This window comes from Rhizobium leguminosarum (assembly GCF_002953715.1).
Taxonomy (GTDB): domain Bacteria; phylum Pseudomonadota; class Alphaproteobacteria; order Rhizobiales; family Rhizobiaceae; genus Rhizobium; species Rhizobium leguminosarum_V.
In genome coordinates this window covers 830,247-854,902 of sequence record NZ_CP025013.1, presented here as the reverse complement: position 1 = coordinate 854,902, position 24,656 = coordinate 830,247, and the positions used below count along the sequence as shown (strand labels likewise).

At 60.1% G+C, this 24,656-nt stretch carries 23 protein-coding genes and 1 pseudogene; 9 read left to right on the top strand and 15 right to left on the bottom strand.

Features of this window, described 5'->3' with window-relative positions:
• Positions 1-82: 82 nt before the first annotated feature.
• The 3 genes from CUJ84_RS28460 to CUJ84_RS28450 are packed head-to-tail and all read left to right on the top strand — an operon-like array spanning position 83 to position 3,548.
• A complete protein-coding gene (locus CUJ84_RS28460) occupies positions 83-1,033 on the top strand; it encodes an ABC transporter permease (protein WP_105008966.1) in 951 nt (316 codons plus the stop codon).
• Positions 1,030-1,896: an ABC transporter permease gene (locus tag CUJ84_RS28455; RefSeq protein WP_003562928.1), complete on the top strand. Its 867-nt coding sequence runs from the start codon at positions 1,030-1,032 to the stop codon at positions 1,894-1,896. Before CUJ84_RS28460 ends, CUJ84_RS28455 begins: the two co-directional genes overlap by 4 nt.
• The gene (locus CUJ84_RS28450; RefSeq protein ID WP_105008965.1) at positions 1,893-3,548 is read left to right on the top strand and encodes an ABC transporter ATP-binding protein; all 1,656 of its coding nucleotides are present in this window, start codon (positions 1,893-1,895) and stop codon (positions 3,546-3,548) included. Before CUJ84_RS28455 ends, CUJ84_RS28450 begins: the two co-directional genes overlap by 4 nt.
• Before the next feature lie 343 nt (positions 3,549-3,891).
• On the opposite strand, the gene CUJ84_RS28445 is transcribed toward CUJ84_RS28450, so the two are convergent.
• Positions 3,892-4,368, bottom strand: coding sequence for an Lrp/AsnC family transcriptional regulator (locus CUJ84_RS28445; protein WP_027686620.1), 477 nt, complete (start codon positions 4,366-4,368; stop codon positions 3,892-3,894).
• Positions 4,369-4,585: 217 nt separating this feature from the next.
• On the opposite strand from CUJ84_RS28445, the gene CUJ84_RS28440 reads away from it, so the two are divergent.
• The gene (locus CUJ84_RS28440; RefSeq protein WP_105008964.1) at positions 4,586-5,911 is read left to right on the top strand and encodes an NAD(P)/FAD-dependent oxidoreductase; all 1,326 of its coding nucleotides are present in this window, start codon (positions 4,586-4,588) and stop codon (positions 5,909-5,911) included.
• Here the strand turns inward: CUJ84_RS28440 and CUJ84_RS28435 are convergent.
• The 7 genes from CUJ84_RS28435 to CUJ84_RS28405 all read right to left on the bottom strand — a co-directional run bounded on the left by CUJ84_RS28435 (position 5,908) and on the right by CUJ84_RS28405 (position 11,721).
• On the bottom strand, positions 5,908-6,231 hold the full coding sequence (locus CUJ84_RS28435; protein WP_105008963.1) for a hypothetical protein: 324 nt from the start codon (positions 6,229-6,231) through the stop codon (positions 5,908-5,910). The genes CUJ84_RS28440 and CUJ84_RS28435 overlap by 4 nt on opposite strands.
• 158 nt (positions 6,232-6,389) lie before the next feature.
• Complete coding sequence (locus tag CUJ84_RS28430; protein ID WP_105008962.1) at positions 6,390-6,677, bottom strand: MurR/RpiR family transcriptional regulator; 288 nt, start codon at positions 6,675-6,677, stop codon at positions 6,390-6,392.
• A gap of 130 nt (positions 6,678-6,807) precedes the next feature.
• On the bottom strand, positions 6,808-7,800 hold the full coding sequence (iolG, locus tag CUJ84_RS28425; protein ID WP_105008961.1) for an inositol 2-dehydrogenase: 993 nt from the start codon (positions 7,798-7,800) through the stop codon (positions 6,808-6,810).
• Between the two features lie 42 nt (positions 7,801-7,842).
• Complete coding sequence (locus CUJ84_RS28420; RefSeq protein ID WP_105008960.1) at positions 7,843-8,646, bottom strand: TIM barrel protein; 804 nt, start codon at positions 8,644-8,646, stop codon at positions 7,843-7,845.
• Between the two features lie 84 nt (positions 8,647-8,730).
• Complete coding sequence (locus CUJ84_RS28415; protein WP_105008959.1) at positions 8,731-9,525, bottom strand: ATP-binding cassette domain-containing protein; 795 nt, start codon at positions 9,523-9,525, stop codon at positions 8,731-8,733.
• 2 nt (positions 9,526-9,527) lie between these two features.
• Positions 9,528-10,649: an ABC transporter permease gene (locus tag CUJ84_RS28410; protein WP_105008958.1), complete on the bottom strand. Its 1,122-nt coding sequence runs from the start codon at positions 10,647-10,649 to the stop codon at positions 9,528-9,530.
• Between the two features lie 124 nt (positions 10,650-10,773).
• Positions 10,774-11,721, bottom strand: a complete 948-nt coding sequence (locus tag CUJ84_RS28405; protein ID WP_018067898.1) for a sugar ABC transporter substrate-binding protein — start codon at positions 11,719-11,721, stop codon at positions 10,774-10,776.
• A gap of 174 nt (positions 11,722-11,895) precedes the next feature.
• Here CUJ84_RS28405 and CUJ84_RS28400 point away from each other — a divergent pair, with 174 nt between their 5' ends.
• Positions 11,896-12,891 carry a LacI family DNA-binding transcriptional regulator gene (locus CUJ84_RS28400; protein WP_105008957.1) on the top strand — a complete coding sequence of 332 codons (996 nt, stop codon included), beginning with the start codon at positions 11,896-11,898 and terminating at the stop codon, positions 12,889-12,891.
• 163 nt (positions 12,892-13,054) lie between these two features.
• Here the strand turns inward: CUJ84_RS28400 and CUJ84_RS38910 are convergent.
• The 7 genes and pseudogenes from CUJ84_RS38910 to CUJ84_RS28365 form a co-directional block, all read right to left on the bottom strand.
• Positions 13,055-13,165, bottom strand: a pseudogene (locus tag CUJ84_RS38910) (sugar ABC transporter ATP-binding protein); the annotation flags it as partial.
• 3 nt (positions 13,166-13,168) lie between these two features.
• Positions 13,169-13,918: a ribonuclease activity regulator RraA gene (locus CUJ84_RS28390; RefSeq protein WP_105008956.1), complete on the bottom strand. Its 750-nt coding sequence runs from the start codon at positions 13,916-13,918 to the stop codon at positions 13,169-13,171.
• A 21-nt stretch (positions 13,919-13,939) separates the two neighbouring features.
• Positions 13,940-15,103, bottom strand: a complete 1,164-nt coding sequence (locus CUJ84_RS28385; protein ID WP_105008955.1) for a mandelate racemase/muconate lactonizing enzyme family protein — start codon at positions 15,101-15,103, stop codon at positions 13,940-13,942.
• A 33-nt stretch (positions 15,104-15,136) separates the two neighbouring features.
• Entirely contained in the window at positions 15,137-16,234 is a 1,098-nt protein-coding gene (locus CUJ84_RS28380) for an ABC transporter ATP-binding protein (RefSeq protein ID WP_105008954.1), read from the bottom strand.
• Positions 16,235-16,244: 10 nt separating this feature from the next.
• Complete coding sequence (locus CUJ84_RS28375) at positions 16,245-17,135, bottom strand: carbohydrate ABC transporter permease (protein ID WP_105008953.1); 891 nt, start codon at positions 17,133-17,135, stop codon at positions 16,245-16,247.
• On the bottom strand, positions 17,132-18,091 hold the full coding sequence (locus tag CUJ84_RS28370) for a carbohydrate ABC transporter permease (protein ID WP_105008952.1): 960 nt from the start codon (positions 18,089-18,091) through the stop codon (positions 17,132-17,134). The genes CUJ84_RS28375 and CUJ84_RS28370 overlap by 4 nt, the downstream gene beginning before the upstream one ends.
• Positions 18,092-18,166: 75 nt before the next feature.
• Positions 18,167-19,645 carry an ABC transporter substrate-binding protein gene (locus CUJ84_RS28365; protein ID WP_105008951.1) on the bottom strand — a complete coding sequence of 493 codons (1,479 nt, stop codon included), beginning with the start codon at positions 19,643-19,645 and terminating at the stop codon, positions 18,167-18,169.
• Between the two features lie 211 nt (positions 19,646-19,856).
• Here CUJ84_RS28365 and CUJ84_RS28360 point away from each other — a divergent pair, with 211 nt between their 5' ends.
• The 4 genes from CUJ84_RS28360 (at position 19,857) to CUJ84_RS28345 (ending at position 24,434) form a co-directional block, all read left to right on the top strand.
• Entirely contained in the window at positions 19,857-20,567 is a 711-nt protein-coding gene (locus tag CUJ84_RS28360; RefSeq protein ID WP_105008950.1) for a GntR family transcriptional regulator, read from the top strand.
• Between the two features lie 53 nt (positions 20,568-20,620).
• Entirely contained in the window at positions 20,621-21,787 is a 1,167-nt protein-coding gene (locus CUJ84_RS28355; protein WP_105008949.1) for a mandelate racemase/muconate lactonizing enzyme family protein, read from the top strand.
• A gap of 68 nt (positions 21,788-21,855) precedes the next feature.
• Positions 21,856-23,217, top strand: a complete 1,362-nt coding sequence (locus CUJ84_RS28350) for a mandelate racemase/muconate lactonizing enzyme family protein (RefSeq protein WP_105008948.1) — start codon at positions 21,856-21,858, stop codon at positions 23,215-23,217.
• Positions 23,218-23,234: 17 nt separating this feature from the next.
• Positions 23,235-24,434, top strand: a complete 1,200-nt coding sequence (locus CUJ84_RS28345; protein WP_105008947.1) for a mandelate racemase/muconate lactonizing enzyme family protein — start codon at positions 23,235-23,237, stop codon at positions 24,432-24,434.
• Positions 24,435-24,656 lie beyond the last annotated feature (222 nt).

Below are 24,656 nucleotides of genomic sequence, written 5' to 3'. Positions count from 1 at the left end.
AAGCAGACTGGGGCTGCAGCCGCGCCCCAGTTCCTCCATCTGCATTGGTGGAACTCAACTCGAACGCAAAGGGAAGACGCCCGTGAACCGCCAGGTCTTATCCCTTGTACTGAGCAGATTGTTCGTCGCCGTGATCACCCTGGTGATCGTCTCCTTCGCCGTCTTCTTCGCGACAACGCTGTTGCCTGGAGATACGGCAACGATCCTGCTCGGCCAAGCCGCCACGCCAGAAGCCGTCGAAGGCCTGCGCAAGGCCATGCATCTCGACGAACCGGCGCTCTTTCGTTTCCTGCGCTGGTTAGTCGGGCTGCTGCAAGGCGACCTCGGCACGTCCTATGCCAACGAAATGCCGATCGCTGCTCTCATCGCCGGCCGCTTCGTCAACACGCTGAAACTTGCAGGCGTCACCGCGCTTTTCTCCGTACCGATCGCGCTGACGCTCGGGATCACTGCGGCGATGCTGCGCGGCACCCTTTACGACCGGATCGTCACCGTGATCACCATCGGCGTCATCTCCGTGCCGGAGTTCATGGTCGCGACCTCCGCAGCGCTCGTCTTCGCCGTCTATCTGAAATGGCTGCCGGCGCTGTCTTTCGCCAATGAAGTCCACAGTCTGACCGACATATTGCGCGTCTATGCCATGCCGGTGATCACCCTCACCTTCGTCGTCTCTGCCCAGATGATCCGCATGACGCGCGCGGCTGTCATCGAGACGCTCAACACACCCTATGTCGAAATGGCATTGCTCAAGGGCGCCTCCCGGCCGCGCATCGTCTTTCGCCATGCCCTGCCCAATGCGCTGGGCCCGATCGTCAATGCCGTCGCGCTTTCGCTGTCCTATCTGCTCGGAGGCGTCATCATCGTCGAGACCATTTTCAACTATCCCGGTATCGCCAAGCTGATGCTGGATGCAGTCGCCACCCGCGACCTGCCGCTGATCCAGAGCTGCGCGATGATTTTCTGCCTGGGCTATCTGCTGCTGATCACCATCGCCGATATCATCGCCATCCTTTCCAATCCGAGGCTCCGATGACCATGACCAGTTCCGAAACCACCTCCGGCCGGCTGTCCGGAACCCGGTTTGGCTATCGCTTCAACATCGTCGGCGCGATCGGCTTCACTGTGATCCTCTCATGGGCGCTCGTTGCGATCTTCGCGCCATGGGTCATCCCCTACCCCGTCGGCGAGATCATCGATCTCGACTATTTCGGCCCGATGAGCCGGGAACTCTGGCTCGGCTCCGATTATCTCGGCCGCGACATGCTCTCAAGGATTCTGATGGGCGCACGCTACACCGTCGGTATCTCGCTGGCGGCGGTCACGATCGCATGCTTCAGCGGCGTCGTGCTCGGCATGATCGCAGCGGTCGCCGGCGGCTGGCTGGACACCATCCTCAGCCGCTTCCTCGACGCCCTCAACTCCATCCCGAGCAAACTGTTCGGTCTGGTGGTCGTCGCTGCCGTCGGCTCCTCGGTCCCGGTTCTGATAATGACGCTGTCAGTGATCTACATCCCTGGCGCTTACCGTTTCGCCCGGGCGCTCGCCGTCAACATCAATGCGATGGATTTCATCACGGTCGCGCGCATCCGCGGTGAAAGCACCCTCTATCTCATTCGCTCGGAAATACTGCCCAACATCGTCGGACCGGTACTTGCCGATCTCGGCATCCGCTTCGTCTTCATCGTTCTCCTCCTGTCCGGGCTTTCCTTCCTCGGCCTTGGCGTCCAGCCGCCCTATGCCGATTGGGGTGCGCTGGTGCGCGAGAATATCGGCGGCCTGCCGTTTGGTGCGCCGGCGGTGATGTTCCCCTCGCTTGCCATCGCCAGCCTGACGATCAGCGTCAACCTGCTGATCGACAACCTGCCGCAGAAAATTCGCGACCGGAGCACCTCATGAGCAATTTCATTGAAATCCGTGACCTGAAGGTCGAGGCCACCACCGATTCAGGCCGCCGCGTCGAGATCATCAAGGGTGTCAGCCTCGATGTTGCCGAGGGCGAGATCGTCGCGCTGATCGGTGAGAGCGGCTCGGGCAAGACAACGATCGCCCTGACCCTGATGGGCTATACCCGTGCGGGCTGTCGCATTTCCGGCGGCAGCGTTTCGGTCGGCGGCAAGGACATGGTCACGCTCAGCGAGAAGCAGCGCGCCAAGGTGCGCGGCACGGAAGTCGCCTATGTCCCGCAATCGGCAGCTGCCGCCTTCAACCCGGCCACATCGATCATGGACCAGGTGATCGAAGTCACGCGTATTCACCACCTGATGTCGCCGGATGAGGCGCGTGCCCGGGCAGTCGAACTCTTCCGGGCGCTGTCGCTGCCGGAACCCGAGACGATCGGCAGCCGTTATCCGCACCAGGTTTCCGGCGGCCAATTACAGCGTCTGGCTGCCGCCATGGCTCTGATCGGCGACCCGACCCTCGTCATCTTCGACGAGCCGACGACGGCGCTCGACGTCACAACCCAGATCGAGGTGTTGCGGGCTTTCAAGTCGGTCATGAAGAAGGGTGGTATCGCTGGCGTTTATGTTTCGCACGACCTTGCCGTCGTCGCCCAGATCGCCGACCGCATCGTGGTGTTGAAAGGCGGAGAGACCCAGGAAACCGGCATCACGGACGAGATCCTCAACAATGCCAAGCACCCCTATACCAGGGAGCTGCTCGCAGCCTTCGAACCGAAACCGCGTGGCGCAACTGGCCCCGCCGAACCCGCGACAGCTCCCCTGCTGAGCATCGAGGATCTAGTCGCGGGCTATGGACAGCGCCAGGCCGATGGCCTGCCACTCGTTCGCGCGGTCGAGCATGTGAGCCTGAAGGTGGAGAAAGGCCGCAATCTCGGCATTATCGGCGAATCCGGTTGCGGCAAGTCGACGCTCGCCCGTACCATCGCCGGCATCCTGCCGGCCGCGGTCGGCAAGATCGTCTTCGACGGCACGGAACTGCATCGCAACGCGCGCGAGCGTTCGCGCGATGAGTTGCGCGAGATGCAGATCGTCTTCCAATATGCCGATACCGCACTCAACCCGGCAAAATCGGTCGAGGACATCCTCGACAGACCTTTGGTCTTTTACCACGCCATGGATCGAAAGGCGCGAAACGCCCGGATCGATCAACTGCTCGACATGGTGCGCCTGCCCCGCAACCTGCGCCATCGCCGGCCGGGCGAACTCTCGGGTGGGCAGAAGCAGCGCGTCAACTTCGCCCGGGCGCTCGCCGCCGATCCGAAGCTGATCCTCTGCGACGAGATTACCTCGGCACTCGACACGGTGGTCGCCGCCGCTGTCATCGACCTGCTCAAGGAATTGCAGCGCGAACTCGGCCTCTCCTACATCTTTATCAGCCACGACCTCTCGGTGGTTGAGGCGATCTGCGACGAGATCGTCGTGATGTATGGAGGCCGGAAGGTCGAGGAAATCACGTCCTCGACAGTGAAGGCGCCGCAACACCCCTATTCGCAACTGCTCTTCTCATCGGTGCCGACGCTCGATCCGGCCTGGCTCGACGGGCTCCAGCAGGATCCGGAGTTGGTGCGGGCCTATTGCCGGCACTGAGCGCCGATTCAAGGTGTTATCGCGCTGCCCTCCTGGAAACCAAAAGCAAGGCGCTTGCCAGACCCGGCGTGCACCCGGGCAGGTCACGTTGAAAAGCCTGGGTTCCACGGCAAGAGATCTGCAAGTGGCAGCGAACATCGCTTCGGAAAGAAAGCCCGAAATTCTGTCGTAAGTCCTTCCAACCAGTATGAAGCTTATAATTATAGGGGGAACAACCTGCGACAGGGAGAATCGGCATCTGCTTAGGACAGATTGGATCGGGGAGATGCAGTTGGGTGCGGTCAGCCTGAAACCCCGAAATCTTGGGTTTGAGCGGGGGCTCCGGCTGCGGTCCTCTCGCCGGCTAGTGCGGAAACAAGGTGGTCAGCGGCATGTGGGCTTTGACGATCGGTGATTTCAGGACGACGAAGCTGAAATACTTGTCGATGCCGACGTCCAGGTCGGTCAGCCGCTCCATGATCGTCTGGTATTCGTCGATCCCGGCGGTGACGAATTTCAGCAGATAATCGTAGCCGCCCGAAACCAGATGGCATTCGATCACCTGGTCGACCTTCTCGATCGCCGCCAGGAAGCGGGCGAAATCGATCTGCCGATGGTTCTTCAGGGTGATCTCGGTGAACACGGTCAGCGTCTGCCCGAGTTTGCTGACGTTGATCTGAGCCGAATAGCCTTCGATGTAGCCCTCCGACTGCAGCTTCTTCACCCGCATCAGGCAGGGGCTCGGCGACAGATTGACCAGTTCGGCGAGTTCCACATTGGTGACGCGGCCATTCTTTTGCAGTTCATAGAGAATTTTTACGTCGATCCGGTCGAGTTTCATCGCACACGCCCTCAATGACGCAGCAGATTATGCTGCTTGTTTCCCGGCACCAACCTTAACACATGACGTTGGCCTGTCGATCGCGTTGCGAGACAGGCCGAAGCACAAACGGCTGCTGGCGTCCTCCCAACACGGAATCTTCTGCTGCCACCAACCGATCTCCGGCAAAGCCGTGGCGTCGGATCCGCTACACTACGGTTAAAACGGAGATTCTCCCATGCCCGCACCGCTCAATCGCGTCGACACCACGCCGGAACTGCCTTCCACTGCTGATGTCGTGGTCATCGGCGGCGGCATCGTCGGCGTTTTCGCGGCCTATTATCTCACCCGGCGCGGATTGAAGGTCGCCCTGGTCGAGAAGGGCCTTATCGGCGCCGAGCAATCGAGCCGCAACTGGGGCTGGTGCCGCCAGCAGAACCGCGACGCCCGTGAACTGCCGATGTCGACGAAGAGCCTCGAGCTGTGGGAGCGCTTCGCCACTGAGACCGGGGAGGATACGGGCTTTCGTCGTTGCGGCCTCTTCTATCTCAGCAATAGCGACGAGGAACTGTCCGGCTGGGCACGCTGGCGCGATTTCGCCCGCTCGGTCGGCGTCACGACACATATGTTGAGCAGCGCCGAGGCGACCGAACGCGGGCGCGCCACCGGCGCTTCATGGAAAGGCGGGGTGTTTTCGCCGACCGACGGCACCGCCGATCCGGCGAGCGCTGCGCCGGCCGTTGCACGTGCGATCCTTAAACTCGGGGGCACGGTGCATCAGTCCTGTGCTGCCCGCGGCATCGAGATCGAAGGCGGCAGGCTCTCGGGCGTTGTCACGGAGCATGGCACCATCCGGACAAAGATCGCAATCTTGGCCGGCGGTGCCTGGGCCTCCTCCTTCTGCCGCCAGCTCGGCATTCGATTTCCGCAAGCCTCGATACGCTCCTCGATCCTCTCCGTATCGCCAGGCGCAAGCAGCCTGCCGGATGCGTTGCATACATCAGCCGTTTCGGTGACGCGACGCCGCGATGGCGGCCACACGCTGGCGATCAGCGGCCGCGCCCGCGTCGATCCCACGCCACAGCAGTTTCGCTTCGCGCGGCAGTTCCTGCCGATGTTTGCCCGGCGCTGGCGCAGTCTCGCACCCGGCGGATTGGAGGGCTTTCGCTCGGGTCACGAATCTCTCGCCCGCTGGCGGCTCGACAAGCCGACGCCGATGGAGCGCATGCGCATCCTCGACCCGACGGTCGATGAGGCCACCATTGCCCTCACCCATGCGCGGGCGCTCGAGCTTCTGCCCGCCTTGAAGAAAACCGCCATCAGCGCGACCTGGGCGGGCTATATCGACAGCACGCCCGACGGCGTGCCGGGGATCGGCGAGATCGCCACCTTGCCCGGTTTCATCCTCGCTGCAGGCTTCAGCGGCCATGGCTTTGGCATCGGGCCGGGCGCCGGTCATCTGATCGCCGATATCGTCACGGGCGATGAGCCGATCGTTGATCCCATGCCTTACCATCCCGACCGCTTCGGAGGATCCGCCTGGGGCAAAGTGGCCGACTTTTAAAGTGAGGCTCGCCCAGCCCCACTCGAACCTCGAATTGCGGCAGAAATGATCACTGTCCGGATCCGCACCATAGATCTGCCATCTCGTGTTGGCTTGAACCAGCCACCGAGCGCTTCCTCCAAGCCCGTGTAAGGAAGATCATCGAGCTGGCACAGCAGCGCCTCACTCTGGCGGCTCAGCCCCAGAACCTCGACCACGTCCTGCTTTTCGCGCTTCGAGCGCTCCGAGCTGTATTCGGCCGCAAGGCGACGCTGCCAGCCTTCTTCAATCGACGAGAGGGCAGTGCGTTCATTACAGATCGAGGGATCCACATCGGCCATTCTGAAAGCTTGGGAAACGCGAACCGAATTCTACGGTTCCAAGAACAGAATCCCGATCAGGCGCGGGAAGATGTCAAAGTGCCACCTAAACGCGAGCGCTGATTTTTCAGTACGCGGAACGGCGATTCGTCGAACAGGGATAGCCAGCAGACAGCCCCCTAGCGATGATTGGCGGAAGTCTTGCGAAGATGATCTCTTATCATCGCACGAAACTCGCGCAATGTTCGAAACCCGATGTGCTGCGCAAGTCGGTGAACCGTCGTTTGAGAAACCTTGCAATTGCGCGCTATCACAGCGGCACTTTCGAATACAATCATTTCCGGCCGTTCTATAATCTGCCTCGCGACCTGTTCGAGACTGTTTGGAAAGACGATCTGCCGTTTGGCGATCAGGTACTTCAGTTCCTGCAGTGTCGCGGGAGGACGATGGTCTCTATCCTGTAGCATTGTGCTTCACCTTCCAAAGATCCGTCTTCCGGCAATCTCGGTGCGACCCGGATGCATATTGGAAGGCGGCGCGTTATCCCCGGTGGCGATGCGACGGTGTGAGGACATGGCCGCATCGCGTCGAAGCTTGCTAATCGACCTGCACCGGCCTGCCTGTCTGCCAGCTTACGGTGGCGGCCTCCGCCAGTTTCTGAGCCTCGAGGCCATCAACTCCGCCGGGCTTCGGCGAACGGTTGCCGCTGTCGATCGCATCGATGAAGGCATTGATCTCGTTGGCGTAGGCCTGCGCGTAGCGTTCGAGGAAGAAATATTGGACGGGATCGCCGCTAACACCATTCGCATTGGAAAGCTCGACGCTGGTTGCATGGATATTCCTCGCCGCAAGCATGCCGGCAGCTCCGTGGACTTCGATGCGCTGGTCGTAGCCATAAGTCGCCCGGCGCGAATTGGTGATAACGGCAATGCGCCCGGAAGCCGTCTGCATCTGGACGGCTGCAGTATCCACATCGCCCTCGGCCCCGATCGCCTTGTCGACGAGCGAAGATCCAAGTGCATTCACGACGACGAATTCTTCCCCCATGAGGAAGCGGGCCATGTCGAAGTCATGAATCATCATGTCCCGGAACAGCCCGCCTGAGGATTTGACGTAATCGGCCGGCGGCGGCGCGGGATCTCGGCTGGTGATCGTCACGATCTCGATTTCGCCGACATCGCCCCTGCGCAGGCGCGCTTCCACACTGGCGAAATTCGGGTCAAACCGGCGATTGAAGCCGATCATCAAGGTCGACTTGTTCTTCTCGACGACGTCGAGGCAGGCATTGATGCGCTCGACCGACAGGGACACCGGCTTCTCGCAGAGGATGGCCTTGCCGGCCTTTGCGGCCGCCTCGATGAGATCGGCGTGGCTGGGTGTCGGCGTCGCGATCAGGATCGCATCGACACTTGAGGACTTGATGACATCTTCCGCATCGGCAACCTCGGCGCCCGTCTGCGCGGCCAGCGCCTCAGCCGATGCTCTGAAGGCATCGGCCACATAGACGAGCTTGGCCTTGGGGTTCGCCGCAATGGTCGCGGCGTGCACCTTGCCTATTCGGCCAGCACCAATCACTCCAAATCTGATCATTGATATTTCTCCGTGATATGTAAGTGTTGACTATCGAAATCTTCAAACCGTGAAGGCGTCGCGGAAACGGGCAAGCGCCGTCTCATCATCGCCGGAGGCCCAGGCCTCCATGCCGATCGTGCCGCGATAACCCATATCCTTGAGCGCACGAGCAATTGCCTTGTAGTTGATCTCTCCGGTGCCCGGCTCCATGCGGCCGGGAACATCCGCCACCTGAATTTCGCCGATATAGGGCAGAGCGCGCCGGCACAGCTCGATCAGGTTTCCTTCGCCGATCTGGGCGTGATAGAGGTCGAGATTGAGCTTCAACGACGGTCGGTTCACGAACGAGACGAGCGCAAGCGTATCTTCGGCCCTGGCAAACGGTGTCTTGGGGTGATCGACTGCTTCATTGAGGTTTTCGAGCACGAAGGTGACGCCTTCTTGTTCACCGAGGTCGGCGATGCGGTTAAGCGTCTCACGCGCCTTGAGCCACATGGCGCCTGTCACTTTGTCGGCCTTGACCACCGGCAAACCCCGGTCGTCAAGACCGGTCCCGTGCAGGTTAAGACGCGGGCAATTGAGCTCCCTGGCGACCGGGATCGATTGCTTCGCAGTTCGCAGCAATTCGTCTGCGCCCGCGTCATCGGCAAGTGTGCCGGCCACATAGCCCGTCATCGACGAGAAGACTGCTCCAGATTTCGCCAGGGCGGCGATGTCATGTTTCGTCCAGTCCCAGATCTCGGCGTGAAAGCCAAGTTCGGTGATGCGCTTGAGCCTGTCGAGGACAGGAAGCGACTTGAAGACCATCTCAGCGCAGACCGCGAGCGTGAAGGGGGATGAGGCATTCGACGAGCCGTCGTTCATGACCGTATTCCATGATTGATGATTGAGTGAAAGGCGGCGACGGCCCGTGAAAACCAATCGAACGCCGCCTCGGAAGCAAGCCGACTAGATCGTGCCGCCGAGTTCTTCGGACACTTGCTGCAGCTCCTTGCCGCCAGCCATGAGGTTCTGCAGCTCATCCATCGCAATGTCCGCCTTGGCATAGGTGCCAAGCGTCTGGCCCCGATTGAGGATGGTGAAGCGGTCCGCTACCGCATAGGCATGGCGGACATTATGGGTGATGAAAATGACGCCCAATCCTTTCTGTCGAACCTGGTGGATGTATTTCAGCACCATCGAGGTTTGCGCCACGCCGAGCGCCGAGGTCGGCTCATCGAGAATGAGGATCTTGGCGCCGAAGTAGACGGCGCGGGCAATGGCAACGCACTGGCGTTCGCCCCCGGACAAAGTGCCTACCGCCTGATTGGGATCGCGGATATCGATGCCGATCTTGTGCATCTCCTCACGCGTGACATTGTTGCAGTGTGTAAGGTCGATGTGACGGAAGGGGAAGAAGCCCTTGCGGGGCTCTCGTCCCATGAAGAAATTGCGGGTGATCGACATCAGCGGGATCATGGCGAGATCCTGATAGACGGTCGCGATCCCAGCATCGAGCGCATCGCGCGGGCTGCTGAAATTGACCGGCTTGCCTTCGACCAGGAACGCGCCGCCGCTTGGACGGACAACGCCGGAGAGCGTCTTGATCAAAGTGGATTTGCCCGCGCCATTGTCTCCGAGGAGACAAAGCACCTCTCCGGCCGACACATGCATCGATACGCCGTTGAGAGCAATCACGGAGCCGTAGTGCTTGACAATGTCAGTCACTTCAATGATCGGCATTCGAATATTGGCATCAGCCATGATCAGCGCTCCCCGGTAACCTTGCGGCGGATGAAATTGTTGAAAAGAACGGCCAGCAGCAGCATCGAGCCCAGGAAGACCTGAAACCCGTCGGAATCGAATTTGGTGTAGGTCAGGCCGATCGAGACCGAGCCGAAGATGATCGCGCCGAAGAAGGCGCCAATCGCCGAACCATAGCCGCCTGTCAGCAAGCACCCACCAATGACGGCGGCAATGATCGCCTCGAACTCTTTCTGAAAGCCGCGTCTGGCGTCAGTCGAGCCAGCATCGAGCACGGTGATGATCGCGACCAGAGCCGCCGCGCATGCCGTCAGCGCAAACAGGCCGGTCTTAACTCTGTGAACGGGCACGCCGGAGTTTCTCGCCGCATTGGGATCGCCACCGGCGGCAAAGATCCAGTTGCCCATGCGGGTGCGCAGGAGGACCCAGGTCGCAGCCAGCGCAAGCGCGACAAACCACAATACGGAGACCGGGACGCCCGTGACCTTCGGCATGCCGTTGGGGAACTTGTCGATCAGATCGTAATCAGCGAGCCAGACAAATGCGCCCTTCAGCGCATCGCCGGAAAAAAAGCCAAGCAGCGGACTGTCCTTGACACGGTCGCCGATGCCGCGAAGCTGCGTTGAGCCGCCTGTCGCCCACTTCAGGCCGACGAGCGTCAGGCCACGCAAAATGAAGAGGAATGCCAGGGTCACGATGAAGGACGGAAGGCGCGTGTGAATGACGATCTGCCCATTGATCGCCCCCATGAACGCGGCAAAAAGCATCGTCATGACGATGGCAACCGAAAGCGGCTGGCCGAAATTCGTCAGGATGACGCCGAAAATCAGTCCCGCAAAGGCCACCATCGAGCCGATCGAAAGATCAAACTCGCCGCCGATCATCAGAAGGGCCGCCGCAATGGCCAGAATCCCCAATTGCGACGCCGGCGCCATGATGGTCATCAGGCCGGAAAGCGAGAACATGGTACGGTCGGCGGTGAGAAAGAAAAAGACGATGACGAGAACAAGGCCAGCCACGGCACCAAGCTCAGGCCGCCGCATCATATGCGTCAGAAAACTTACTTGTTTGACGCGCTCATCGGCCTTCGGCGCAGCCGCCGTTCTCTGCTCAAGCGAAGCCATAACTCCTCCCACGGATCATAATTTAGGGTAGCGTTGGCGCTGCTCGGCAGCGCGGTCAGTCAGCCAAACCCCCTCCCCATCAAGGGGGAGGAGATTCTGGGAGAATGCCTTTCGGCAATTCCGGTTAGCGAATGCCCTTGGCGGAAAGATCCACGACTTGGGCGGCCTTTTCCTTGGTGATAAGGTTCGGGCCGGATGGAACATTACCCCCCGGGATAAGCCCGTATTTGGCATAGTTGGCCAAGAATACGACCGGCAGATAGCCCTGCAGGAACTGCTGCTGATCGATCGCGAAGGCAGCCTTACCGTCGGCCACGGCCTTCAGGAAATCAGCTGAAAGGTCGAATGTCGCCACCTTGATCTTGCCGGTCATTCCGACATCCTCGACGGCCGCGAGCGAAGGCTCGCCGGCCGTACCGGCACCAAGCGCCATGACAGTATCGACGGCAGTATTGGAACTCAGCGCTGCCTTGACCTTCGCGCGGACATCAGCCGGATCGTTGCTGACGGGTAGAACCGTGACCTTGCCGCCGAAACCGTCGGCAAAGCCCTTGCAGCGCAGATCGAGCGAAACATTGCCGACCTCCTGGTTCACGCACAGGCCTTCCTTGCCGCCCAGCTCATGCAGTTTCCCACCGGCGGCTTTGCCGGCGGTATATTCGTCCTGGCCGACATGCAGCAGCGCTCCCAGTTCCTTTGAAACGTCGGAACCGGAATTGATTGAGATAACCGGGATACCGGCGGCGACAGCCTTCTTGATGGATGGACCGAGTGCTGAGGCGTCTGGAATGGAGACGATGAGTCCATCGGGCTTCTGATTGACGGCAGCATCGATGAGCTGCCCCATCGACACCATGTCGAAAGTTTCCGGAGCGCGATAATCGACGCTAATACCCATGTCCTTCGCCGCTGCGTTGACGCCGTTCTTAACGACGGACCAGAAAGGATCATTGGCCTGGCCGTGGGTGACGGCGACGATGCGAATGTCAGCGGCATTGGCGATTGCCGAAGAGCACATGAGCGCAGCAGCAACGGCCGCGCCCGCGAGAAGCGATTTCAAACCGAATTTCATTTTACCCTCCCAAAAACAGTCCGCACTACGCGAACCTCCCAATGCTACCGGTTGCAACTCCATTTGCACCCGGTAGCAAACTCGATAAAGCTACTTTATTGTCGACAAAAATCAAGCATCCATTCCATTTTTATTTTTTTGTGGAATATTCATTCCAATCAGGAGGAGACGGCGATGCGCAAACGGGCGACGGCGAAAGAGGTGGCGGAAGCCGCCGGCGTGTCGAAATGGACCGTCATTCGTGCGTTCACGCCCGGTGCGTCGATTACGGACGCAAGCAGACAAAAAGTGCTTCAGGCCGCCGAGGTTCTGAACTATTCGCCTAACCTGCTTGCCCGCAGTCTTGCGACGAACACCACCCATCAGGTGGCCGTCTTCGTCGACGACTTCGCCAATCCGCACAAGCTTCCGGTTCTGGAGATGTTGACCGAGCGCCTGCAGGCGGAGGGTCTGTTGACCGTATTAATCAACATCAACCGCCATTTCGATCACGTTCACGCGTTGATCAACGCCGGCCAACGACAATTCGACGCCGTTATCCTGTTCGGTACCGCCTTTCGCGAGGAAACACTGGGCGATCGACGGCTCGGTCCAGGTTTCCCGCCGATGTTCGTTCTTGCGAGAGACAGCCAAATCCCGGGCGTTCCCGCGATTGCCTGCGATGCGGAACTCGCTCTCAGCGAGATCGTCGATTACCTCTTCGACAAGGGCTATCGCCGTCCCGGCTTTATGACGGGGGCGAGAACCCTGTCGACGGCGCTGCGCAGGCGCCATCATTATGCAAATTTCTGGCGACGGAAAGGTGTCGAAGGCGTCACAGAATTGGCCGCGGAAAGATACAGCGCCCAGGCCGGCGCCGAAGCGGCGCGTACTTATTTGAGTGCAACTTCGCCCGCGTCGCGCATCGATGTATTGATGTGTGAAAATGACATTTTGGCGCTGGGAGCAATGGATGTCGCCCGGAGCGAATTCGGTCTTGGGATTCCGCAAGACTTGGCAGTCGTCGGTTTCGACAATATTGAACTCGGCGGTGCTCCGGCCTACGAACTGACCAGCTACGAACAGCCCACTGACGAGATGATCAACGCCACGGTCGCAATGATCACGGGCAAGCGCGATGCCGAAATGGTTGTCATGCAGGGGCGGCTTGTGCCGAGGTCATCAGCATGAAGCGTCCCTAGGATCGTCCAATGAGCACCTCGCGAGACCACATTTTCTGCGCCCTCGTCTTGTTACTCAGCCGATGGCCATGAGGCTTGCATTGCCGCCGGCAGCCGCGGTGTTGATCGACGTCAACACCTCCTCCAGCAGCCAATTCAGGCAATAGGCTTCGGCGGATGCCGTAGGTGCGCGCCGCGCTTTGGCTCAATTGCGGCGGAAGCGGCAGGGAAACACGGCCTTCGATACGGAAGCCGCCGTCGCTGACGCCACCCTCGAAGAGGTTAGGCTAACTTCGGTTCTCCACGCGGTTTGTTTTGCGCCACTCTTCGTACTCTCCGCGGGCATCGTCATGCAGCGGATAATAGCGCTGCAACGACCCGCCCTCCATAAGCTTCACTCGCGAGAACTCCTCCCAATCGTGATGCTTTTGCGACTCTTCGATTACCTTCGAGGCCATTGCGACTGGAAGCACCACCACCCCGTCGTCGTCGGCGACGATGATGTCGCCGGGGATTACCGTGACACCGCCGCAGGCAATCGGAACGTTGACGGCATTGGGATAGATGCTGGTCTGCACATGGTAGTTGGGAGTCCAGCCACGCAGCCATAGGGGGAGATCTAGCTTCTCGACATTGGGCCGATCGCGCATGCACCCGTCGATTACGATGCCAGCGCCGCCTCTGCCTTTGAAATACGTCGACATCATATCGCCAAAGACGCCCGAGCTCATGTCGCCGCGCGCGTCGACCACGACCACATCGCCCTCCTGCGCGTGATAGAGCACGTGCCGGTGCAACTGCGTCTCCGGATCGGCATATTCTCCCTCGGTGAAGAGGTCCGGCCGCTGCGGCATGAACTGGAGCGTCAGCGCCGGCCCGACAATCGACTTCCCGCGGTTCTGCGGCACGGGACCGACCATGTGCGGATTGCGGAAGCCCATGTGGCCAAGCGTGCCGGCAACCGTCGCGGCGCCGATTTCCTTCAGTGCGTCGATCAGCTCTTTGGGAGGTCGCGTAATGTCGGGAGTATGGGTCATTTTAGACTCCGGTGGATGAAACTACCAGTTCGTAACAGAACCGTCGCGGCGCTTCAGGTGAGGCGCTTCCCAGAAACGAAAGCTCTCCGCCTTGACCGCCTCTTCATTGACCTCGACGCCGAGCCCCGGCAGATCGCTGACCGGATAGTCGGGGCCGTCGAGCCGTGGCTGCACGGGGAAGAAGTCGGAATTGTCGAAGCCCAGCTTTGCTTCGGGCGCCCTGGTCTCGAGCCAAGCGAAATTCGGCACCGCGGCAGCGAGATGGATGGTTGCGGCCGTGCAGACTGGGCCAAGGGGATTGTGCGGCATCAGGTCCACATAGTGCGCTTCGCTCCAGCCAGCGACCTTCATCGCTTCGGTGAGCCCGCCAACATTGCACACATCGAGCCGGTTGAACTGATGGATGCCGCGCTCGATATAGGGCAGGAACTGCCACTTGCTGGCAAATTCCTCGCCGATGGCGAACGGAATGTCGGTCATCGTGCGCAGGGATTCGTAGGCCTCCGGTGTCTCGTCTCGTATCGGCTCCTCGAGGAAATCAAGCACGCCGCGGCCGAGCTTGTTACAGAAGCTCGCCGCCTCTGCCACCGACAACCGATGATGATAGTCGATGCCGAGGACGACGTCGTCGCCCAGCTCCTCGCGCGCCTTGTTCAGCATGCTTGCTGTAGCGCCGATCGATTCGCGCGGCTCGAAGATGTCCTTGCTGTTTTGCCCGATAGGAAAGAAGCGGATCGTCTGCCACCCCTGTGCGCGTAGTTCGCGGGCCCGTTCGATGGCAACGTCGCCCTCGGCCTCGTCACCGGTCGAGGCGAAGGTAGGAATGCGGTCGCGCTGCTTGCCGCCCAGCAGATCGTAGGCCGGCACCCCCAGTGCCTTGCCCTTGATGTCATGAAGGGCAATGTCGATGGCGGAAATCGCCGCCTGCAGAACGCGCCCGCCTTCGAAGTATTGGCTGCGATAAACTTCTTGCCAGATCCGACCAATCTGCATCGCGTCGCGTCCGATGAGAAACTCGCGATAGTGCTCGATCGCGCCGGCCACTGCCTTCTCGCGACCGCTCAAACCGCTCTCACCCCAGCCGAAGATGCCGTTGTCAGTCTCGACCTTGACCAGCATCTGGTTGCGCGTTCCTACCCATACCGGATAGGGCTTGATCGCCGTGATTTTAAGCTTCGTACTCATCCACGCCCTCGTTTCACACGCATCCACCTGGTCTCAGTTGGCCTTGAGGGCCATTTCTGTTTCGCCGTCGAACAGATGCATCCGCTCCTGGTCAAACTCGAGCCAAATCTGCTCGTCGGGCGCAACGGCAATGGTCGGCGGCACGCTGACGTTGACGATGGCGCCAGACAGGAACGCCTGTACGAAGGTGACGTCTCCGGTCGGCTCCACCGTATAGGCCTTGGCAGGAATGCTTCCTGGCACCGCACTCTTGTGCAGCTTGATCGTCGAGTGACGTGCGCCGAGCACGACTTTCTTGGTTGTTGCCCTCGCGACCTTCTGGGCGTTTTCCGGCGAGAGCTCGAGGCGCCAGCCCTCCGCGCTGGTCAACACTGTATTGCCGCTTGCCGTTGATGCCTCCAGCGGAACAAGGCTCATCGCCGGGCTGCCGACGAAGCTGGCGACGAACATGTTCACCGGATGGGCAAAGACCTGCGCCGGTGAATCGTATTGCTGCAGGTAGCCGCCGTTCATCACCGCCATCCTGTCGGCCATGGTCACGGCTTCGAGTTGGTCGTGCGTCACATAGATGATCGTTGCCTTGAGGTCCTGGTGGAAGCGCTTGATCTCCGAGCGCATCTGCACGCGCAGCTTTGCGTCGAGGTTGGAGAGTGGTTCATCCATCAGGAATACCGCCGGATCGCGAACGAGGGCACGGCCGAGCGCCACGCGCTGCTGTTGCCCGCCCGAAAGTTCGCGCGGCTTGCGCTCGAGCAGCTGCGTCATGTCGAGCACTCGCGCTGCTTCCTTGACCTTCCTGTCGATCTCGTCCCTTGGCAGTTTGCGCATCTGCAGCGGGAACGCCAGATTTTTATAGACCGATTTTTGCGGATAGAGCGCGTAGTTCTGGAACACCATTGCGATGTCCCGGTCCTTGGGGTCGAGGTCGTTGACCACCCGGTCCCCGATGACGATGTCGCCCGATGTGATAGGGATCAGCCCCGCTACAAGATTGAGCGTGGTTGTTTTGCCGCAGCCTGAAGGGCCGACGAGCGCAACGAATTCGCCGTCATTGACCGTCAGCGAAACATCGTTGACAGCTTTGAAGCTGCCATAGGTCTTGACAAGATCTTTGAGGACCACGTGGGCCACCGGCAACTCCCTAGTGCTTGACTGCGCCTTCTGTCAGGGCGCGTACGAAGTATCGTTGCAGGACGAGGAACAGGACCACGACGGGCACGCTCATCATAAAGCTGGCCGCCATCAGGCCCGGAAAGTCCGTCGTATTTTCCGAGAAGAAGCGCTGGATGCCGACCGGCAGTGTCAACTGGTCGTTCTTGGAGAGGAACGTGTAGGCGTAGATGTACTCGTTCCACGCGCCGATGAAGGAATAGATCGCCGTGGCGATGATTCCCGGCGCCGAGAGCGGCATCACGATCAGGACAAAGGCCTGGAACCGCGTCGCTCCGTCAATGCGCGCCGCTTGCTCGAGCTGCACCGGGATGTTGTCGTAGAAGCCCTTGAGGAGCCAGATTGCCAGCGGCAGGCCGAATGTGAGGTAGGTGAGGATGAGCGACCCATGCGTGTTCACCAGCCCGATCGCGCGCATCAGGATGAAGAGCGGCACGAGAAAGATCACCGCCGGGAACATATTGCGAAGCAAGACGGCGAAGAACAGAAAGTTCCGGCCCGGGAAGGTGAAGCGCGAAAACGCGTAGGCCGCAGGAACCGCTACGATCACCGAAAGGATGGTCGTGGCAGTGGAGACGAAAAGGCTGTTCCAGAAGAAACGAAGGAAATCCTGGCCGACGCTGTTTTGCGGATCAAGCAGCTTCTGGTAGCTGTCAAGGGTGGGTTGGTCAGGCCACCATTGCGGCGGGAATTGCATGGCCGCGAAGCCGGACTTGATCGAGGTGATCAGCATCCAGATCATCGGCAAGGCGGTGTAAAGCAGCATGAACGCGAGGAAGATGCGTCCGCCCCACCGCCATCCGTCGATGCGCATACGGCGACGGGCCTGGCCTCGAGGAGCAGTCTCGGCAATCGTGCTCATGCGGTCCCATCCTTCCGCTGGTTGCCGCTTAGCGCACGAACGTAGAAGTAGCCGAGCAACATCAGGAACAGGAACAGCAGCACCGAATAGGCCGATGCCACACCCCAGCGCTGGCGGCCGAAGGCGAGCTCATAAATGTGGGTGATCCAGATATGCGATGCGTTCGACGGCCCGCCGCCGGTCATGATCCATGGGATGATGAAAGAATTGAAGTTGGCCACTGCCAGCAGAAGGATCGTCACCGTCGAGACGTTTCTCAAGTGCGGGAAGGTGACGTGCCAGAACCGCTGCCATGCATTGGCTCCGTCGACTCTTGCGGCGCGCAGCAACTGGTCGGGGACTGTCTGTAGGCCAGCCATCATCATGATCATGGCAAACGGAAACTCCCGCCAGATATTGACGACGATCAGGGACGGCAGCACTGTGCTGACGCTGTCGATGAAATTCGGCGGCCGGTCGGCCAATCCGAGGCCGACCAGCACCGCGCCGATGATCCCAAAGTCCGAATGGTAGATCCACTTCCAGATATAGGACGCGGCGACCGCGCTGATGACCCAAGGAATGATCAGGATGGCGCGCAGGATGCCGCGGCCGAAAAAGTCACGATGAAGCGCCAGCGCGGTGGCAAACCCCAGGACAAATGAGATGATAGTGGATCCCAGTGTCCAGATAAGAGTGTTCGAGGTGACCTTCCAGAACACCGGACTTGTGAGGATGGCGGTGTAGTTGCCGAGGCCGATGAAAATCTTGTCCCGGAGCTGCAGGCCAGGCGGCGTATTAAAGAACGACAGCTCGATCGTGTAGTAAATCGGATAGGCTATGACGATGAGCATCACGGCGATCGCAGGGAGCACGTACGCGTAGTCAGCGCGATGCTGCCAAATCTTTCGCAGCACGCCGGACCTATCGGATTGCAGTCTCCGGCGAGTCTCTGCCTTGCCGATCAAGATCGTCACCGTGGCGTGCCCTTATTCTTCGGAACAACCGGCCGCACTCTCGGCGCAGCCGGTCAGATCGTGGTCAGGCTTGGACTAGAGTCCGCCGTCCATCAGGTCTTTTACCTTCTTGGCCGCGTCGTCCGCTGCTTGGTCGACGGTCATGGCTCCGGTCAGGGCATTCTGCAGCATGTCCGGGACGATGATATTCATGATCTCGGGGGACTGCGGCAGCGCCGGGAACGGGATGCCGTATGGCAGCATCGAGGTCGTGACATCAAGGAACTTGATGTTGTCCAGACGCTCCTTCATCCATTTGGTCTTGAAGCCGTTAAGGTTTCCCGGGTTCGAGCCGGCGTAGGCCATCTTCAGCGACCATTCGGGGCTAGACCACATGCAGATGATAGCCTTTGCAGCCGGCTCGTCTACCTTGCCGCCCTCGACATACTCGGGCTTCAGGATGTGAATGTTCGAGCCGCCGAACACGACGGCACGCTTGCCATCGGGGCCAGTCGGAATCAGACCGTAGCGCATGTTGTCGATGACGGTCTGCGCCTTGTCCTTGTCGGTGCCCGTCGCCTTCTTCTGCAGGTCGAGCATGACGTTGTAGTCGGACGGGTGCGAGACCATCATGCCGAGCTGGCCAGCGAGGAAGAGGGGCTGGTTATCTGCCTGCTGGTTGGTGAGTGCCGAAACCGGAACCGACTTGTCGCGAACATACATATCGTACGAGGCTTGCAGCGCCGCCTTGCTCTGCGGGCTATTGAGCTCGACCTGCTTATAGGTCGGGCTCGCGGTGGCTTCGTCGAAGACGCCTCCGCCATAGGCCCACAGCTGCGGCATGAAGCGATACGGCGTATTGCCGGCATTCTTGCGAGCCACGAGGCCGTAACCGGCGATGCCGAGCTTGTCGTGGATCTGCTTGGAATACTTGACGACGTCGTCCCAGGTTGCCGGAGCCTTGTCCGGATCGAGGCCTGCACGCTTGAAGATGTCGGCGTTCCAGATGAACGCCATCGTCTCGTTGTTGGTTGGAATGCCGTAGGTCACGTCCTCCCAGGTCACGGCCTTCATTGCGCCGGGCCAGAAGTCCTCGGTCGAATACCCTACATCCTCGGGTTTGAGCGGCTGCAGATAGCCCTTTGAGGCGAATTCGGTTCCACCCAGGATTTGCAGGCGGACCGCCATGGGCGCTGCATTGCCCAAGAGCGCGGTCCTGAACTTGTCCAGAAGGTCGTTATAGGTGAGGGCTTGTTCCTCAAGCTGGATGTTTGGATAGGTTTTGCGGAAGGTCTCGAAGAACTCCTTGTAATACTGGCGCAGGAGGTCGGGGTCGCCCTCGAACACGCCCTGATACCAGAAAGTCAGTCGCCCCTTGTAGTCGAGCGGGGTGACCTTGCCGCAATCGCCCGCCGTGTCAAAATCCTGCGTGCCGGCAATGGAGCGCACATATTCCGGCGACCACTTGCTCAAGTCGACCGGCGCACTCAGCGCCGACGCGGACATCAGCGACACTATCAAAGCAGTGGAGACAGTGCCGCGTAGGATGGCACCGCCGAGTGAAATGCTCGTCATAGGGTATCCTCCAGGTTCTCTCCCATGCCGCTCTGCATCGAGGCGAGCGGTCTTTGTTCATCGGCCGCGGGACGCTTTCAGCCAATGTATCCCTTTGGGGTTTTTATACGTTTTCAGATCACGAATTGCCTGTCAACTAGATAAATCGTACATTGTTTATGGCAATCTTGCGTGATAACGAGATCAATGTGTGTATTGATTGGGGACAGCCTTGGCCGAAGCAAGCGATTTTAAAGCAAAGCCACCCGAAGGGATTGACGCTATCGGGGCCTCCAGCGAGGGCGCCTCGCTTTATCAACTGATCAGGGAAGACATCATCGAAGGGCGGCTCGCGGCCAACGAGCGGCTCGTGGTCACCGATCTCGCTCGGCGCCACGGCACCTCAACCAACCCGGTGCGCGAGGCTCTGCAACTGTTGCGGGGCGAAGGCTTTGTCACCCTCGTTCCCAACCGCGGAGCGCGCGTGCGGCCCATAGATCAGGATTTTGTTCGGGACATCTACGAGATCGGAGTCTTGATCGAGCCGGCACTGACGCGATGGTTCGTGAATATGGCCACCGTCGAGGACATTGCTGAACTCGAACGCATCCAAGGCCTGATTGAAGAAAACGACTTCGCCGACACGTTGAGGCACAGCGAGCTGGACACCGCCTTTCACACCGTAATGTACCAAAAGCACTACAACCGCCATGCCGCCGAGCTTTGGTGGAAGCATCGCGAAGTGCTTCGAGCCGTGAGCCGGCGTTTCAACTTCACGCTCGCCCGGCGTGCCGCGATCCTTAGCGAGCACCGTGAGCTCATCGCGCATGTAAAAGCGGGAAATGCGAACGAGGCAGCCGAACTCATTGCACGCCATGTCGAGGGCTCCGGCCGGCACATCCTCGAACACATGCGTGCGCGTAACGCCGCTCGGGCAGGATAGAATACATAGCCTGGAATATCGTTATCCCGACCACGTCAGTAAAGGCAGTTGAGATGAAAATCACCAGCGTTCGGCCGTGGCTAATCAGATCCGATGCTTCTTATTGGGGAGAGTTTCTGTTCGTCGAAGTGACGACCAACGAGGGGGTGAGCGGCTGGGGAGAGATCACCACCACGACAAGGCTCGCCAATCGCGCCCTCTGCACGATCCTGCGGCAGATCGGTGCCGCTGTAACAGGCGAGGACCCGGCGCGTATCGAGTATCTGTGGCACAAGATATTCCGCAGCTTCACCTATATGGGCAGTCGCGGCGCCGCAGTCGAATGCGTAAGTGCCATCGACATAGCCCTTTGGGACATCCGAGGCAAAGTTCTTGGTAAGCCGATTTACGAGCTGTTGGGCGGACCGGTACGCGATGAAATCGCGCTCTACACCCATCCCAACCAGGCCAAATTCACCAGCAAGGAGGCTGTGGTCCGCGAAATTAGAGACATCGTCGAGTCCGGCCACACTGCGCTCAAGTTCGATCCTTTCCCCCACCAGGGCCGCACCGCCGATGGACAGTCCCGCGAGCAGCGGGACGGCTACCTCGATGGCAGCATGACCCGCAAGGATGAGCGCGAAGCCGCCGAACTCACGGCTCTGATCCGCGAAACGGCGGGCTCTGATGTCGACATCCTCATCGATGCCCATGGCCGCTTCGACGTTCCCACCGCCATTCGCCTCTGCCGGAGCCTCGAGGAAGCCGGTCAGATCGACTGGTTCGAGGAGCCCTGTCCGCCCGAGAGCCTCAACGCCCTCAAGCAGGTCCGTGAGAAGGTCAGCGCCGCTATCTCGTGGGGCGAGCGCGGTCACACGAAGTGGGATTTCGTGCCGGTGCTCGAAAACAAGCTCGCTGACTACATCATGCCTGATGTCACCTGGACCGGTGGCATTACCGAACTCAAGAAGATTTCTGCCCTATGCGAAGCCTACTACATCCCGGTCTCGCCGCACGACGCCGCGGGACCGATCAACGTGGTTGCGGGAGCGCAGGTGATGATGACCGTTCCGAACTTCTACAAACTCGAAACGTCGGAGTGGAACCTGGGCAAATACGATCACCTCATCGACACACCACTCGATGTTTCGAACGGGAGCCTCAAGCTTACGCCGAAGCCTGGTCTCGGCGTTGAGATGAACCGCGACTACCTTCAAAACCACGAGATAGAGCTGGACTAGCTAGCAACGCTCTGCGCCGCCTCAGCATGGGCGACGACGAGCTCCGCCGACCAGAACGAGGATAAATCATGCCAGAGGCAGATGGAGCCGACGAGGCGCTCAATCGGGTGAACACGCATTCCAAGCCATCCGACCTTCGCATCACCGACATGCGGGTAGCAGAAATTGTCGGCGCGCCGTTCACCTCGGCGCTGCTCAAGATTTACACCAACCAGGGCATCGTCGGGCTTGGCGAGGTGCGCGACGGCGCCAGCGCCACCTACGCGCTGATGCTGAAGAGCCGGTTGCTTGGCGAGAACCCTTGCAACATCGACCGGCTGTTTCGGCGGATCAAGCAGTTCGGTGGGCACGGCCGGCAAGGCGGCGGCGTATCGGCCGTCGAAATCGCGTTGTGGGATCTTGCCGGCAAGGCCTATGGCGTGCCCATCTACCAGATGCTCGGCGGCCGGTTTCGGGAGAAAGTGCGCGTCTACTGCGATACCGACGCCACCGTGCCGAGCGGCACTGAGACCGGGAGGCGCCTCAAGCAACGCATGGAGCTCGGGTTCACCTTCCTCAAGATGGATCTGGGGCTGATGCAGATCGCGGATGTGCCCGGTGCGGTCGTGTCACCCGCCGGCTCACTTGAAGGGTACCGCGACCACCCCGGCCGCGGCCCGCTGAAGACCATTGAAGAGCGGCGCGTCCGCAACGCTGCGTACGATTTGCATAACGTCCCGCACCCGTTTACCGGCCTCCACTTTTCCGACAAGGGCCTCGACTTCCTTGAGCAATACATTGCCGAGGTTCGTGAGGTCATCGGCATGGATATTCCGCTCGCCATCGACCACATCGGCCACATCTCAGTGCAGAACGGCATTCGCCTTGCCAGGCGAATTGAAAAATACGTGCCAGCCTGGCTCGAGGATGTGATCCCATGGCAGTACACTGAGCAGTACCGACAACTGCAGGACGCCACTACGGTGCCGATCTGCACCGGCGAGGACATATACCTCAAGGAGGGCTTCGAGCCTCTGCTCAAGAGCGGCGGCCTCTCCGTTATCCACCCAGACCTGCTCACCAGCGGGGGCATCCTCGAGACCAAGAAGATCGGAGATATGGCGCAGGACCGTGGTGTCGCCATGGCCATCCACATGGCAGAAAGTCCAATCGCCGCAATGGCCGCGGCACATGTGGCGACCGCGACCGAAAACTTCATGGCGCTCGAATACCACTCTGTCGATGTCGACTGGTGGGACGATATCGTCACCGGCCTTCCCAAGCCACTCGTGAAGGACGGCTTTATCACTGTTCCGGACAAGCCGGGCCTGGGGATTGACGACGTCGTCGACGAGGTGATCTCGCAGCATCTGCAACCGGGTGTCACCGGAATCTGGCAGCCCACGGATCACTGGGACGATGAGTATTCCTGGGATCGCACCTGGAGCTGAGGCGAAAAGGAACGAAGATGAAGATCACCGATCTCCGCTGCGCCGTTATCGGCAAACACCCGATCGTTCGCATCGTCACGGACGAGGGCCTCCATGGCTTGGGCGAAGTCGAGTTCACCAAGTCCTACCTCAAGCCCTGGGTGCTGCATTTCCGCGAGGCGCTGATCGGCGAGGACCCGACCGACGTCGAGAGAGTAATGCTGAAGATCCGCCAACGCGGCTCTTTCAAGCCCTACGGCGCGGCGGTGAGCGCTATCGAGCATGCGCTGTGGGATATTGCCGGCAAGGCCGCGGGCGTGCCCGCCTATAAACTGCTCGGCGGCAAGGTGCGCGACAAGGTGCGCGTCTACAACGGCTCGATCCGTCGGAAACGCACCGGCGACCGGCCGGAGGATTACGCCGCTGACGTCAAATGGATGATGGAGCAGCCGCAGAACTTCTTCATGGTCAAGCAAGGAATCTCGTTCCACTCCAACATGAAGGACACCATTGAAGGCTTCCACTATGGCGTGACGCAGAAGAGGGCCGGCTATCACGGTGCCATGGATCAGGGCGTGATCAGCGAGCGCGGTTTCAATCACATGCTCGACTGCGTGATCGCAATGAAGGAAGTGCTGGGCGACAAAGTCAGCCTGGCGCTCGACTGCGGTCCGGGCTGGATGCTGCCCGATGCGATTAAGTTCGCTCGCGCGGTCGAGAAGTACAATTTGATGTGGCTCGAGGACATGCTGACTGGCGACTATGTGCCGTGGGTCAATCCGCAGGCCTATCGGGAACTGACAATCTCCACCTCGACGCCAATCCACACTGGCGAGCAGATCTACCTGCGGCACAATTTCAAGGAACTGATCGAGACGCAGGCGGTGCGCGTCATCGGCCCCGATCCAGCCGATATTGGCGGTATTGCCGAACTCAAATGGGTCGCCGAGCACGCCTACATGCACTCGATCCTGATGGCACCGCACGGGGTCGCCAACGGCCTGCTCGGCCTCGGCGCGTTGATCAATGTCTGCGCCACCTTGCCTGCAAATTACATCGCGTTCGAATATCCGAGCGCCACCGACCCCTGGTGGGAGGATCTGGTAGTCGGCTTGCCACGGCAGATCGTGAAAGACAGTATGGTGGACCTACTGGAAGCGCCGGGGCTGGGCCTCGATATCGACGCCGAAGCGGCCAGGAGATATCTCAGGGAAGAGGATGCGGGCTTCTTCGACTGAACCTTCCTCCACCTGCATGACGTGAATCATCTACGCAAATTACGGGAATGACACGCTTCGGGTCATGCAGCGTTCAGTAAGGCCCGCCGGTATGGGAAAGGAGATCGGACTCCTCGCGAACTCTGCAATACCGTGTCGCGACGGGATCGCCGCCCGACGCCCTTATAGGCCGAGGTATCGAGATTGAATCCCGGGAAGAGGGTCTCTTTTCCGTCTCGAGTT

Excerpts from the sequence above, each read along its gene's own strand:
- CUJ84_RS28455 (WP_003562928.1), top strand. The coding sequence starts at position 1,030 with ATGACCATGACCAGTTCCGAAACCACCTCCGGCCGGCTGTCCGGAACC.
- CUJ84_RS28450 (WP_105008965.1), top strand. The coding sequence starts at position 1,893 with ATGAGCAATTTCATTGAAATCCGTGACCTGAAGGTCGAGGCCACCACC.
- CUJ84_RS28445 (WP_027686620.1), bottom strand. The coding sequence starts at position 4,368 with ATGAAACTCGACCGGATCGACGTAAAAATTCTCTATGAACTGCAAAAG.
- CUJ84_RS28440 (WP_105008964.1), top strand. The coding sequence starts at position 4,586 with ATGCCCGCACCGCTCAATCGCGTCGACACCACGCCGGAACTGCCTTCC.
- CUJ84_RS28435 (WP_105008963.1), bottom strand. The coding sequence starts at position 6,231 with ATGGCCGATGTGGATCCCTCGATCTGTAATGAACGCACTGCCCTCTCG.
- CUJ84_RS28430 (WP_105008962.1), bottom strand. The coding sequence starts at position 6,677 with ATGCTACAGGATAGAGACCATCGTCCTCCCGCGACACTGCAGGAACTG.
- iolG (WP_105008961.1), bottom strand. The coding sequence starts at position 7,800 with ATGATCAGATTTGGAGTGATTGGTGCTGGCCGAATAGGCAAGGTGCAC.
- CUJ84_RS28420 (WP_105008960.1), bottom strand. The coding sequence starts at position 8,646 with ATGAACGACGGCTCGTCGAATGCCTCATCCCCCTTCACGCTCGCGGTC.
- CUJ84_RS28415 (WP_105008959.1), bottom strand. The coding sequence starts at position 9,525 with ATGGCTGATGCCAATATTCGAATGCCGATCATTGAAGTGACTGACATT.
- CUJ84_RS28410 (WP_105008958.1), bottom strand. The coding sequence starts at position 10,649 with ATGGCTTCGCTTGAGCAGAGAACGGCGGCTGCGCCGAAGGCCGATGAG.
- CUJ84_RS28405 (WP_018067898.1), bottom strand. The coding sequence starts at position 11,721 with ATGAAATTCGGTTTGAAATCGCTTCTCGCGGGCGCGGCCGTTGCTGCT.
- CUJ84_RS28400 (WP_105008957.1), top strand. The coding sequence starts at position 11,896 with ATGCGCAAACGGGCGACGGCGAAAGAGGTGGCGGAAGCCGCCGGCGTG.
- CUJ84_RS28390 (WP_105008956.1), bottom strand. The coding sequence starts at position 13,918 with ATGACCCATACTCCCGACATTACGCGACCTCCCAAAGAGCTGATCGAC.
- CUJ84_RS28385 (WP_105008955.1), bottom strand. The coding sequence starts at position 15,103 with ATGAGTACGAAGCTTAAAATCACGGCGATCAAGCCCTATCCGGTATGG.
- CUJ84_RS28375 (WP_105008953.1), bottom strand. The coding sequence starts at position 17,135 with ATGAGCACGATTGCCGAGACTGCTCCTCGAGGCCAGGCCCGTCGCCGT.
- CUJ84_RS28365 (WP_105008951.1), bottom strand. The coding sequence starts at position 19,645 with ATGACGAGCATTTCACTCGGCGGTGCCATCCTACGCGGCACTGTCTCC.
- CUJ84_RS28355 (WP_105008949.1), top strand. The coding sequence starts at position 20,621 with ATGAAAATCACCAGCGTTCGGCCGTGGCTAATCAGATCCGATGCTTCT.
- CUJ84_RS28350 (WP_105008948.1), top strand. The coding sequence starts at position 21,856 with ATGCCAGAGGCAGATGGAGCCGACGAGGCGCTCAATCGGGTGAACACG.
- CUJ84_RS28345 (WP_105008947.1), top strand. The coding sequence starts at position 23,235 with ATGAAGATCACCGATCTCCGCTGCGCCGTTATCGGCAAACACCCGATC.